The following is a 12421-nucleotide window of genomic DNA, read 5'->3' as shown; positions in this document are numbered from 1 at the left end:
CGGGTTTTTTATTGCCAGAAATATTATCCCTCCAACAATCGAATACTTTTTTGTTGTTATGCTAGCAATGAGTCGTTAGCACTCTTAGTCGCTATTGAAGCAAAGAGTTAAATAATAGAAAAAGAATCAACTATTTATTACTGCAGCTTAAACGTTATTCCACTCATAAGTTGTAGTTTAAAAGCTGGCTGTTTTACTAATTAAACTAGTTATTTATAACTAGGTAAAAAGTAGTGCAATTACTTGAATCTTAGTTACTAATACAGGTAGAATACCCGCTTATGCCACCCATATACGCATATTAGAGAAATGGAAGTCTCTCGAATAAAGAGACATATATGTGTACTTTTTTAGGACGTTTATATGAATGCAATTAAATTGAGCCCAAACTGGCTGTTGCAGTTAGTTATGATACTAACCCTTTGTGCAGTTGCTTTTTTGCTAACAATCATCTTTGCTGTTAATCAGACTTTTTTAGCCCTAATTATTGTTCCTGTTATTTTTATTATCTCAATTTTAAGTATCGCCAACTTGCGTTTTATGCATTGCTATAAAGCGGGTATTTACTACTCTCAAGGGTTAAGTAAAAAATATATTAATGCAGATGAAATTGTTGATATTCAATTTAACTCATTAAAATTACTGACTGTATTATCGGTTTCTTTAGAAAATAACAAAGTAATCCACTTTTATAACTGGCAGTTTGACGAGCAAGCCCAGCAGTCAATTAGGTGTTGGTATAGCAAAAAGAAGAATCGCTGTAATAATTCACAGCATACTGAATGTAATGCATAGAAAAGGCCGCAGTTTAGCGGCCTTTTTACTAATCTGAACTCTGCTGAATAAAGCTATTCAAGCAGAGTTTAGTTTATACTACGCTTTTTTACGGCGCAGGAGTGTTAGTGGTAACGCCAGTAACGTTAACCAAAATAATGAACCTGAGTCATCGTCTTCGTCATCAGTTTCATCATTAGCAATATTAATGTACACAAGCTGCGCATTTGATAAATTACCAGCACTGTCTTTTGCTTGTACCATTAATGTGATTTTTCTTTCAAACTCATAGTCTAAATCACCAGCAACGATTAGTTGCCCTTGCTCATTTATAGTTACTGCATCGTGGCCAGATACAATGAAGCCAATAACGGGTGTGTACTGTGCATCGGCATCACTAAAGCTCAATTGACCAATGACAGTGCCAATAGGGCTATTTTCACTGATGTTAAAACTCTGCTCAGGCTCTAGCACTGGAGCTTGTGGCTCAGGCGTTGGCTCTACAGCAGGGGTAGATTGAATATCAATAATTACAGGGTCATGATCAGAGGCACGATAAGCACTCTCTGAATACAAGCTAGCAACTTGAGAATCAGATTTGAACTCTACGTTATAATCCAGACTAATCGGCTCATCAGCATTGATATGCCAGTCTGTCGCTGCGACAACTTTAGCAAGTAAACTTGGACTAGCAACAGCATGATCTAAGCTACCCATACGGCCAGAAAAACTATATGAATAACCAAGAGTGTTACCATCTAATTCTGCAACGACATTTTTAAATCCTTTATCTGCAAATGCACGTATTGGATCTTCCATCGCATAGGCATTCATATCGCCGACTAAAATGATATCTTCATCGTCTACACCGGTTGGCTTGCTATCAAGCCAGTCAGCATAAGCATTGGCACCCGCTACACGGATCTCATTCCAACATGCTTGGCCATCACCTAAATCAGCATTGTTGCCATCAGCACTGCCACAGCTACCTTTGGATTTTAAATGCGCTACAGCAACAGTAAATACTTCTTCTGATTCAAGTGATTTGAAGCTTTGTGCAATAGGTGGGCGGTTACTGTAGTCAAATGGATATTGGGTTGTGATAGCTGCGGTGCCAACTTGTGCGACTTTATTTGCACGGTAGATCAGTGCGGTGGTAATTTCATCAGTACCAATTTTATCTACGTTAAAATTAACAAAGGCGTATTCATTATTGCTATCTTCATCGTTTAACGCATTAACTAGACTAGCAATAGCGCTATTTGCACTGAAACCATCGTTTTCGATTTCCATTAAGCCGATAACATCAGCTTCTATAGCAATAAGTGCACTGACAATTTTCGCTTGTTGGCGAATAAATTCAGCTTCACTATCGGCGCCACGACTGGTTGGGAAACCAGCACCTTGGCCATCACCATTGAAGTAGTTAAGCACATTAAAGCTTGCAATCCGAAGATCTGCATCAGCGTGCAGTTCTGGTGCATCTGTACGTGGATTAGTTGCAACAAAAGTTGGTTGTACTGTTGGGTGAATGCGATAGCGATCAAAGCTGTAACCCATTACACCAGTGATTGCGTTCACAGAATCACCTAAACGTAATGTGTTATAAGCGTCTAAGCCAGTACCTGGGTAAGAAACTGGGTCAAGATTTTGTTTCGTTGAACCATCATCAAGTAAGATTTGTTTCTTGATGTTTTCGGCTTCAACAGCGTTAGCAGCATCACCGGGAAGGGCTATTTGTGTACCTTGATATAAACGTTCTGTGGCAAGACCTACTTCACCATAACGGCCTAAACCATAGTTGTTGCTAACGACCAGCGGTTGTTCTAGTGAAACCAGCATGCCTTCATAAGCTTCTAAATCGGCTACATTATTAACAGGGAGAGTGATGCTTGTTGCTGTTGGCGTTAAGCCTGTAGCACATACTTCCACTTGACTAACATCACCAATTTGGGTGGCATTAAAGTATTCAGCAACACTGCCTTTGACGCGCACATGGTCACCAACATTGACATCGGTATCAGCAAAATAAACAAAGACACCTTCAGAAGTAAGTGGGTTTGTATCAATATCTGCATCAAGTGATGTAATAAAGAAGCCACTTAATTGCTCACTACCTTGAAAATCAGCAGTTACCACGCCTTCCAGCTCAATTTCTGTGTTTAATAGAGGGCTATCACCGCCTTCACCTTGTACAGCGCTGATCAAGGTTTTAGCTGCGCCGCATTCTAATGGTACTAACGGCTCCGGTTCTGGCTCGGGATCTGGTTGGTTGTTTTCACCGTGGAAGCCTAGGCCAGAAAAGTCATCTTTATCAAATTGTAGCCATTGTTCACTAGGATCAAACGCGCTAGTTGCATCAGTGCGACCAGAGGTGACATCTGCCTTACGACGTAGAGTCTTATCTTTAGTAGTTACCCCTCCCGCTGTCCAAACTTCTTGCACACCTACCTGTCCAAAACTATCAATAACAGTATCACCGAGCGTAAGTGTGAAAGCGTCATCACCATTAAAGTTAACAGCACCGCTACGTAAATCTGCTTTAGTTGTTAAGTCATCTAAAGCACGGGTGTCCGTTGTTACAATAACAAAAGTACTATCAGCAGCAAGAGAGCCTGACAATTCTTCACTTGTTGAAACTGTATCACTGCCATTTGAATATAAATTAAGGGTATAGCCGTCGAGAGATATAGCTGTTGATGAGGTGTTGTAGATTTCAATTGCTTTATTGTAACCGCCACCTTCAACATATTCTGAAATAATTAGATTAGCTGAGGCTGGTGCACTGAGGCTTGCAATAACAAGCGCCAATGGCGTTATTTTTGTTTTGAACATTATTATTTTTTCCCGTGTATTGTGTCCCGAATGGGACAAACAGTTTAAGGAAAATTTATGACAAAGAAAATACAAAATGTTAATAATATGAAAATAAAAAGGGCGGTTAATCGCCCTTTTCTAAATTAAATATCTATGAGGCTTATCTTTTAAGCAGTTGTGCAGCTTGTTTTGCAAAATAGGTAAGAATACCGTCAGCGCCAGCACGCTTGAAAGCAAGCAATGACTCCATAATCGTGGCTTCTTCAGCAAGCCAGCCATTATCTATCGCCGCTTTATGCATAGCGTATTCGCCACTCACTTGGTAAGCAAAAGTAGGTACACCAAACTCATCTTTAACCCGGCGTACAATATCTAAATAAGGCATACCAGGTTTGACCATCACCATGTCAGCACCTTCTTGTAAATCCAGCGCTACTTCACGAATGGCTTCATCAGAATTAGCAGGGTCCATTTGGTAGGTTTTTTTGTCCGCACCTTTTAAGTTACCAGCCGAACCGACTGCATCACGAAATGGTCCATAGTAACTTGAGGCATATTTAGCTGAATAAGCCATAATGCGTGTATGAATGTGACCTTCGGCCTCGAGCGCTTCGCGGATCGCGCCAATGCGGCCATCCATCATATCTGAAGGGGCAACAATATCTGCACCCGCTTGTGCATGAGATATCGCTTGTTTAACTAATATTTCAGTCGTGATGTCGTTAATTACATAGCCATTATCGTCGATAATGCCGTCTTGTCCATGCACAGTAAATGGATCAAGCGCCACATCGGTGATTACCCCTAATTCTGGATAGGCTTCTTTGAGTGCGCGTACAGTGCGTTGTGCCAGTGCATCATCATTGTAAGCTTCTTCAGCAAGCAATGATTTTTTGTCCGCAGGGGTGACCGGAAAAATAGCGATTGCAGGAATACCTAATTCAACCAACTCTTTTGCTTCAATCAGCAGTAAGTCAATCGATAAGCGATCTATGCCTGGCATCGATGCAATGGCTTCACGGCGATTGTTACCTTCAAGTACAAATACTGGATAAATTAAGTCATTTACACTGAGTTGATTTTCGGCCATCAAGCGGCGCGAAAAATCATTGCGGCGCATTCTGCGCATGCGAGTATAAGGGAAAAGGTCGAGACCTGATTGGGCCATTATTTGCTCCTAGTCTAAAATTGGAAAACTAACTACACGATTACGCCCACTTTGCTTGGCATGATAAAGTGCTTTGTCGGCGCAGTCGGTGAATAATCCCGGATTATGAATGTCTTCTGCAATGGCGCTATATACACCAGCACTAATGGTAAACTTTATCTGGGTGTTTGCCACTGTAATTGTGGCATCCATGATTGCTTGGCGGATTTGCTCTGCTATTTCTACTGCACCGCCGAGGATGGTGTTAGGTAGTAAGATCACAAACTCTTCGCCACCATAACGGGCTACTTCGTCAAGTGGGCGTTTTAAATGGCTTTTTATAATGTCAGCCACAGCACGGATAGTTTGGTCGCCAATTAAGTGCCCGTAGGTGTCGTTAATGCTCTTAAAGTGATCAATATCGAGCATGACCACACTTAAAGGCGTTTGCTCTCGACGAGAGCGACGCAAGTCCATTACTAGCTTTTTATCGAAATAGCGGCGATTTTTTATTTGTGTTAATGGATCTTCCATATTGATTTGTTCAAGTGCGCGATTCTTTTCTTCAAGCTCTCGCAGGGTGACCTGAAGTTCAAACGTTCGCTCTTCTATATTTGCTTCTAAATCTAACCTAGCTTGTTCTTGTAGTGCTAAACGCTCTTGCAATAAAGCATCTTGTGCTTCACTTTGGGCTATTTTACTCTGCTGTGCAGTAACTTGAGCATCGCGTTCGATTAAAAAGTGTTTGATGGTAGCAAAGCTTAAACTGAGTGAGCAGATTAAAAAGCTAAAAAATACAAACGGTAAACCACGGGTATTAAAATCATAGATGTCAAATACGACAATTATTAGATAGATCTGCGCAGTTAAGAACATTAACATACTACATAAAAGCGCACTCAGAGGCTGCGTTCGCTGTTGCTTAATATCGATCCCTAACGCAGTTATGTGTAACAACATAATCAACACCGGTGCAATTAGGCTGTAATAAAGCATGATATTTGTAGGGAGCAACCAGATAAAAAATAAGCTGATAAAAAGTAACCAGTTACTCCATTTGTGTAAGGGTTGCAGCGCTGTTTTTGTGGGCAGGCGCAATTGTTCAAATAATAGCTTGAATAAGCAAGTGGTTAATATCAGCATGCTAGGCACGGCTAGCTGCTGCAAACTAGGCAAAGACGGGTGGAAATAGCGATAACCAAAGCCATATAAGTAAATCAGTAATAACCATAACGTGATTAAAATACTGCCACTGAGTGCAAAGTAACGTTTTCGTGAAAAGCCAAACATGACCAAGCAAGTGACTGCCAACGATAAAATAAATCCGACGAGCAGGCCGTACATTAAATTAAACTTACTTTTATCTTTTAAATATTCGTCATGCTGCCAAAGACTTAACGGCACTCTAACACCATCTAGACTTTCAACTCGAAGCAGTAATGTTGACTGACTTGCCGGTGGCAGTGTTAGCTTTACTAATAATGATTCTGTATTAATTTGTCGGTTATTGAGTGGTAATACATCACCAATTTCTTTAAACAATAATCTGTTTTGCTTAAAGTAATGGTATACAGCAACTTTATCTAATAACGGATTATCAATGGACAATAAAATTGGTAGCTCTGAATTCTCAGCGTTAACCAGTTGCAGGCGTAGCCATACGGCTTGATTAGTGAGTCCTAAATTGAGCGATTGCTCTGAAAGCTGTTGCCATTGCTGATTTGAAGTGAGCTTGGCTTGCTCTGCTGTGAAAGGCTGCAGGGAATATTCGAAAGGTATATTCACAAGGTGTTTGAAGTGCTTATCTAAGGTGATCTGCGTTGCGTTGGCCGTAAATGAAATAAATACAAAGCTATAAAGCAGCAACCAAACACGCTTCATTATCAGCCCTTGTGGTTGAATAACTGTTGGAAGTTAAGTGTAGTTTGCTTTGCAACAGTTGCAAACTCTAGGCCTTTTAAGGACGCGATAGTTTGGCATATATGTGGTAAATAGCTTGGCTCATTGCGATGCGATTTAGGTTTTGGTGTTAATGAGCGAGGGATCAAAAACGGTGCATCCGTTTCTATTAATAGGCGCTCTAATGGCAGCATAGGCATCAGTTGTTGCAGTGATTTACCGCGACGTTCGTCACAGACCCAACCGGTAATACCAATGTATAAACCGAGCGATAAATACTGTTCTAAGGCGTGCTGATCACCAGTAAAACAATGTAATACTCCACGCACCGAATATTGTTGCAATATTGCCAGCATATCTTCGCTCGCATCGCGCTCATGTAAATATACCGGAAGGTTTAACTCTACTGCCAAAGTGAGTTGTCGGTGCAACACGGAACGTTGAGTCTCGCGGGGAGAAAAGTCGCGATTGTAATCTAATCCACATTCGCCAATCGCTACAACCTCAGGGTGTGCAGCGAGAGTGCGCAGTTGTGTTTCTAGTTTTCCATCGGCTGATTTTGCGTCATGGGGGTGAACACCGGCGGTAGCAAGTAGCTTGTACTGTTGTGCTAAGTTAATCGCTTGCTGACTGGAGTTTATATCGCAGCCAATTAACAGCATTTGGCTAACATTTTGCGCTTTTGCGCGAGCAATGATAGCCGAATGTTGAGCATCAAATTGATGATTGGTAAGATTTACGCCTGCATCAATGAGTGATGTGGTCATTAATTAGTGCGCTTAACGCGGATCGAACGATTCTGGCCTGCTTTTTTTAATAAAAAGGAGTTGAACATACCACGTTCAATAATCACGGTATCATTTTGGTCGATACGCAAGCTATCTGAGCCAATTTGACGCCATTGTTGACCGTTGTCTAAACTAATAATTAATTCACCGTATGGCGCTTCTTTGACGTTGCTAACGACGGCTGATATTTCATTGTCATTATCTCTTGCTACTTCTTTGTGTTCTAAACCAAAATCGTCATTTTTAGTCTTAGCTATTTGCTCATTGGCTACTGCTGCAGCTGTTGGTGCGCCAACGTTAGGGGCTGCTGAGTTGGTAGGTGGGGTTAAGGTTTTTGTTGTTGCTGGCTTACTTAATGATTTACCCGCCATAGTGTTGTCATAACAAAGCAGACGATTGAAGTCATTTTCTACAAATGTACATGCTTGTAAAGCTTGTAAGTTAACTTCATTGGCATGAACAGTAGGAATGCTTAATAAGGCAAGTATTGGTAGTAGTTGTTTTTTCATTTATTCCTCAGACTCATTTTGCTGGGGTTTAGCGCTATAAAAGGATGCTAAGATTAAACCCAATTCAAATAACAGTAGCATGGGAAATGCTAATAATGTTTGTGATAGTACATCCGGTGGCGTTAAAAACATAGCTACAACAAAAACACCGACCACAATATAAGGACGTTTTTCTTTTAAACTTTGTGTTGTGGTAGCGCCACTAAAACACAGCAGCATTATCGCTACTGGAATCTCAAAAGCGACCCCAAAAGCAAAAAATAGCTTCAACGCAAAACTTAAGTAGCTACTAATATCTGGTGCCAACGTCATCATTTCTGGGCCAACGCTAGTAAAAAAGCCAAGAATTATGGGTAGTACTACAAAGTAACAAAATGCGATACCGCTATAAAAAAGTATAATGCTAGATGCTAAAACAGGCATTAGCATGCGTTTTTCATGTTGGTATAACCCTGGCGCAATAAAGCCCCATATTTGGTGTAATATTAATGGAAACGCTGCAAATAAAGCGACAAATAAGGTTAACTTAAACGGCGCAAAAAATGGTGCTGTTACATCAGTAGCGATCATGGTTGCTGTACTTGGTAAGTGCGCAACTAATGGGGCCGCTACAAAACCGTAAATATCGTTCGCAAAGTAAACCAGCGCAATAAAAAATACCAATATAGCTAATAAGGCTTTCATAAGCCTATTTCGCAATTCAATTAAATGACTTACAAAGCCTGATTTAACTTGTTCAGTCATAATTTAACTCGTTACCGATATATAGACCATAGCCAACAAAAATAATTTCATTTTTGTTCATCAATATTCACTTTATCTGTTTGCTCAGAAGATCTTTTTTTATAACTGTGGGTGACTGAGTCCGCTGCCTTTTGTAATTCGCTGACCGAGTCTTTTATTGCTGGACTTAAGTCTTGCATGCCTTGTTGTTCAGCTTTTTTTAAATTTTGGTGTAACTCATGCACTCTTAATTCTTCGTTGACTTCAGCCTTAACAGAATTAGCCAACGATTTTATAGTTTTTACCCAACGGCTAACAGTACGAATAGCAACCGGCAAACGCTCAGGGCCAAGTACCACTAAGCCGACGATTAACACCACAACAAGTTCCCACATACCCATGCTAATTAAGCCTTATGGTCTTCTTTATTTTTATCAACAGACTCTTTGTTTTGTATTGGGTTATTTGCTTGTTCAATTGGTTCTGCTGGTTTATTTTGCTCATCTTCAGAGACTGCTTTTTTAAACCCTTTTACAGCGTTACCTAAATCACCGCCAATGCCACGCAATTTTTTTGTGCCAAAAAGTAACACTATGATTGCTAAAACAATTAACAATTGCCAAATACTAATGCCGCCAAAACCCATGATGTTCTCCACTTATTTAAATACTGTGAATTAAAATTATTGTACTGATTATACTCACCGAGCACTAAATAGCACTTAGTTTATGTTGCGCTGCGCCAAGCAAGTATAAAGCCGCTTAAAGAGCATATCCCAGCAATACCTGCAGCGACAAGGTCATGCTGCAAATAACATAACCCAGAGACTATCATTGCTGAACCAGCAAAAAGACCAAGTAATAATGGCTTGTATGATGGCTGTGGCAGTGGTGCAGGGCTGTTGCGCTGTTGTTTTAGGTTGTGATAAATCAAATCAGGTAACTCAGGCATTTTTTCTGCCCAAAATGGCAAGTTTGCGTATACCTGTTTCAATACCGACCAAGGACCAACCTGTTGCTTTACCCAGTCTTCTAAAAAGGGTTTAGCTGTTTTCCATAAATCTAATTGTGGATATAGCTGACGCCCAAGGCCTTCAACATACAACAAGGTTTTTTGTAGTAGAACTAATTGGGGTTGAACTTGCATATTAAAGCGACGAGCGGTATTAAATAGATTAACTAAGACGTGGCCAAATGAAATCTCTGCTAATGGCTTATTAAAAATCGGCTCGCAGACAGTGCGAATGGCAAACTCAAATTCTTCCACGCTGGTGTCTTTAGGTACCCAGCCAGAATCGACATGTAATTGTGCGACTTGACGATAATCGCGATTAAAAAAGGCAATAAAGTTTTCGGCTAAGTAACGTTTGTCTTCTTTGTTTAGCGTGCCCACGATGCCACAATCAATACCGATAAATTTAGGGTTTTCAGGGCTCTCATAGGATACAAATACGTTACCAGGGTGCATATCAGCATGAAAAAAACTATCACGGAACACTTGGGTGAAAAACACCTCCACACCGCGTTCGGCCAGTAGTTTCATATTGGTGTTTTGCGCAACTAATGCCTCAGTATCAGACACTGGAATACCGTAGATTCGCTCCATGACTAGTACATTTACGCGACTATAGTCACTGTAAACATAGGGAATATAAAGCGAATCAGAACCCTCAAAATTACGCTTTAATTGAATGGCGTTTGCGCCTTCACGCATCAGATCAAGTTCATCAAGTAAGGTTTTTTTATACTCTTTGACTACTTCAACTGGGCGTAACCTTTTCGCTTCATTGATTAACTTGGCCACTACTTTGGAAAATTGTTCCATTAATGCTAAATCAGCGTCAATTTGTTCTCTGATATCAGGGCGAATAACTTTAATAACCACCTTTTGTGGTTGATTATGTTCATCCACTAAAGTAGCAGTATGTACTTGGGCAATGGATGCTGAAGCTAAAGGGGTTTGCTCAAAATCGCTAAAGTATTCACTGATATCATCGATTTCAAGTGCATTTTCAATTAGTTGTTGTGCTAACACACCATCAAATGGCTGTACTTGATCTTGTAGTAAGGCCAGCTCTAAAGCGATGTCTAGTGGTAATAAATCGCGCCGAGTAGATAACATCTGGCCAAACTTGATCCACACCGGCCCCAATTGCTGTAATGCTAAACGCAGTCTTAACCCTGCTGGTTTTTCTGGGTGTTTATTGGTTAGCCAAAATAGACATGCACGGCCAACTTTGCCATACCAAGGTATTTTTTGTGATGGGATCAGTTCATCCAAACCATAGCTAAGGAGGGTTTTTGTGATGTTATAAAGCCGAGCAGCTGACACAGATAATCCTTACTGATTCATTTTGCTTGAAGTAGTTGGTTGATACGTAACTCAAGTTGCGCAACATGTGCTTTGAGTTGACGCGTGTGTTGCTTAAATTGCTCAAGCTCTAAAGGATGAATAGTCACTTTGAGCTCGTCTTGGCATAAAGTAGTGAGCGTTGTAGAGAGTTTCTTGTTGGCTTTTTGACCTTGCTGTTGAGTTTGTTTAACTAATTGCCATAGTTGCTGTGCCGCTGCGTCACCAAGATAATCAGATAAATGTTCAGGCCAATCGATATTAAGCGCAGCGAAAGCATTACTAAACCCTTGTGCAATATTTAGATCACCTTGCAAATCGAGTTTATCTTGGCGGATTAACTGAGTCAGCATTGCAGGGTTTTTAAGTGCCATTAACGTATTAATATCGGCGCTTATCATGCAGTCATATTGCGTTTCGGTAGTGTTGTATAAATGCAGTTGTTGGCCAGTAAACACCACTAAAAACTGCTGTTGCCAATCGCGTATATCAATTAATAAGCGTTGTTGGGCAATTGATGACAGCCTATCGCCAAGAGTGGGGTCGAGCTTAAGTGCCGTATTTAAAATACCTTCGACTAGTGCGACTATGAAATTATTTAACATACAATACCTTAGCAATAAACGTTACTAGCTGGTGTGACGCTTAATATTTGAAGCCACGATGTAATGCTACAATACCACCGGTGAGGTTTTGATAGGTGGTTTGCTCAAATCCAGCCTCGTTCATCATTGCTTTTAGTGTTTCTTGATCTGGGTGCATACGAATTGATTCAGCTAAATATTTGTATGATTCACCGTCGTTAGCAACTAACTCACCCATTTTAGGTAGTAAGTTAAATGAGTAAAAATCATAGGCTTTACTTAACACTTGATGCTCTGGTTTGGAGAACTCCAATACCAGCAGACGACCACCAGGCTTTAAGATTCGGTACATCGAGCGAAGTGCTTTATTTTGATCTGTAACATTACGTAAACCAAAGGCAATGGTAATTAAATCAAAACTATTATCAGGGAAAGGCAGTGCTTCAGCATTCATTTGTACGTAGTCAATATTACCGACAAGACCTAGGTTATGTAGCTTTTCGCGGCCCACTTTAAGCATTGATGAGTTAATATCACCTAATACTACTTGCCCAGTATCACCAACTAGTTGACTAAACTTTGCCGTTAAGTCGCCAGTGCCACCGGCTAAATCCAGCACATGATGGCCTTTACGCACACCTGAGCTGGCAATGGTTTGACGTTTCCATAAACGATGAATACCAAACGACATGAGATCATTCATTACGTCATATTTAGTAGCAACTGAATGAAATACATCGGCAACCATAGAAGCTTTTTCGGTTTCGGCAACGGTTTTATAACCAAAATGCGTGGTCTTTTCAGGATTCTCGTTCATGATTAATCTCTATC

12 protein-coding genes are annotated in these 12421 nt (G+C 40.5%); 1 reads left to right on the top strand and 11 read right to left on the bottom strand.

Features of this window, described 5'->3' with window-relative positions; translation table 11 throughout:
• Positions 1–363: 363 nt before the first annotated feature.
• Entirely contained in the window at positions 364–795 is a 432-nt protein-coding gene (locus tag H5201_RS00490) for a hypothetical protein (protein ID WP_182717503.1), read from the top strand.
• Between the two features lie 78 nt (positions 796–873).
• Here H5201_RS00490 and H5201_RS00485 read toward each other — a convergent pair whose 3' ends face one another.
• The 11 genes from H5201_RS00485 to ubiE form a co-directional block, all read right to left on the bottom strand.
• The gene (locus tag H5201_RS00485) at positions 874–3609 is read right to left on the bottom strand and encodes an ExeM/NucH family extracellular endonuclease (protein WP_182783450.1); all 2736 of its coding nucleotides are present in this window, start codon (positions 3607–3609) and stop codon (positions 874–876) included.
• Between the two features lie 142 nt (positions 3610–3751).
• Complete coding sequence (gene hemB / locus H5201_RS00480; RefSeq protein WP_182717501.1) at positions 3752–4759, bottom strand: porphobilinogen synthase; 1008 nt, start codon at positions 4757–4759, stop codon at positions 3752–3754.
• A gap of 9 nt (positions 4760–4768) precedes the next feature.
• A complete protein-coding gene (locus H5201_RS00475; protein WP_182717500.1) occupies positions 4769–6619 on the bottom strand; it encodes a diguanylate cyclase in 1851 nt (616 codons plus the stop codon).
• 2 nt (positions 6620–6621) lie between these two features.
• Positions 6622–7404, bottom strand: a complete 783-nt coding sequence (locus H5201_RS00470; protein WP_182717499.1) for a TatD family hydrolase — start codon at positions 7402–7404, stop codon at positions 6622–6624.
• The gene (locus H5201_RS00465) at positions 7404–7934 is read right to left on the bottom strand and encodes a hypothetical protein (protein ID WP_182717498.1); all 531 of its coding nucleotides are present in this window, start codon (positions 7932–7934) and stop codon (positions 7404–7406) included. The genes H5201_RS00470 and H5201_RS00465 overlap by 1 nt, the downstream gene beginning before the upstream one ends.
• Entirely contained in the window at positions 7935–8678 is a 744-nt protein-coding gene (gene tatC / locus H5201_RS00460; protein ID WP_149982219.1) for a twin-arginine translocase subunit TatC, read from the bottom strand.
• A gap of 47 nt (positions 8679–8725) precedes the next feature.
• Positions 8726–9058: a Sec-independent protein translocase protein TatB gene (gene tatB / locus H5201_RS00455; RefSeq protein WP_149982218.1), complete on the bottom strand. Its 333-nt coding sequence runs from the start codon at positions 9056–9058 to the stop codon at positions 8726–8728.
• A 5-nt stretch (positions 9059–9063) separates the two neighbouring features.
• Entirely contained in the window at positions 9064–9303 is a 240-nt protein-coding gene (gene tatA, locus H5201_RS00450; RefSeq protein ID WP_149982217.1) for a Sec-independent protein translocase subunit TatA, read from the bottom strand.
• Positions 9304–9383: 80 nt separating this feature from the next.
• Positions 9384–10988: a ubiquinone biosynthesis regulatory protein kinase UbiB gene (gene ubiB, locus H5201_RS00445; RefSeq protein WP_182717497.1), complete on the bottom strand. Its 1605-nt coding sequence runs from the start codon at positions 10986–10988 to the stop codon at positions 9384–9386.
• A gap of 17 nt (positions 10989–11005) precedes the next feature.
• Positions 11006–11611 carry an SCP2 domain-containing protein gene (locus tag H5201_RS00440; protein WP_149982215.1) on the bottom strand — a complete coding sequence of 202 codons (606 nt, stop codon included), beginning with the start codon at positions 11609–11611 and terminating at the stop codon, positions 11006–11008.
• A 40-nt stretch (positions 11612–11651) separates the two neighbouring features.
• Positions 11652–12407: a bifunctional demethylmenaquinone methyltransferase/2-methoxy-6-polyprenyl-1,4-benzoquinol methylase UbiE gene (gene ubiE, locus H5201_RS00435; RefSeq protein ID WP_145240051.1), complete on the bottom strand. Its 756-nt coding sequence runs from the start codon at positions 12405–12407 to the stop codon at positions 11652–11654.
• Between the last annotated feature and the right edge of the window lie 14 nt (positions 12408–12421).

Source organism: Pseudoalteromonas sp. SG43-6, assembly GCF_014164365.1.
Taxonomy (GTDB): domain Bacteria; phylum Pseudomonadota; class Gammaproteobacteria; order Enterobacterales; family Alteromonadaceae; genus Pseudoalteromonas; species Pseudoalteromonas rhizosphaerae.
The sequence above is the reverse complement of the archived record's forward strand: the minus strand, read 5'-3'. Positions and strand labels throughout refer to the sequence as shown.

What these genes read in the sequence shown, in the direction of transcription:
- H5201_RS00490 (WP_182717503.1), top strand. Translation starts at nt 364, where the DNA reads ATGAATGCAATTAAATTGAGCCCAAACTGGCTGTTGCAGTTAGTTATG.
- tatB (WP_149982218.1), bottom strand. Translation starts at nt 9,058, where the DNA reads ATGGGTATGTGGGAACTTGTTGTGGTGTTAATCGTCGGCTTAGTGGTA.
- tatC (WP_149982219.1), bottom strand. Translation starts at nt 8,678, where the DNA reads ATGACTGAACAAGTTAAATCAGGCTTTGTAAGTCATTTAATTGAATTG.
- H5201_RS00475 (WP_182717500.1), bottom strand. Translation starts at nt 6,619, where the DNA reads ATGAAGCGTGTTTGGTTGCTGCTTTATAGCTTTGTATTTATTTCATTT.
- H5201_RS00465 (WP_182717498.1), bottom strand. Translation starts at nt 7,934, where the DNA reads ATGAAAAAACAACTACTACCAATACTTGCCTTATTAAGCATTCCTACT.
- H5201_RS00470 (WP_182717499.1), bottom strand. Translation starts at nt 7,404, where the DNA reads ATGACCACATCACTCATTGATGCAGGCGTAAATCTTACCAATCATCAA.
- ubiE (WP_145240051.1), bottom strand. Translation starts at nt 12,407, where the DNA reads ATGAACGAGAATCCTGAAAAGACCACGCATTTTGGTTATAAAACCGTT.
- H5201_RS00485 (WP_182783450.1), bottom strand. Translation starts at nt 3,609, where the DNA reads ATGTTCAAAACAAAAATAACGCCATTGGCGCTTGTTATTGCAAGCCTC.
- tatA (WP_149982217.1), bottom strand. Translation starts at nt 9,303, where the DNA reads ATGGGTTTTGGCGGCATTAGTATTTGGCAATTGTTAATTGTTTTAGCA.
- hemB (WP_182717501.1), bottom strand. Translation starts at nt 4,759, where the DNA reads ATGGCCCAATCAGGTCTCGACCTTTTCCCTTATACTCGCATGCGCAGA.
- H5201_RS00440 (WP_149982215.1), bottom strand. Translation starts at nt 11,611, where the DNA reads ATGTTAAATAATTTCATAGTCGCACTAGTCGAAGGTATTTTAAATACG.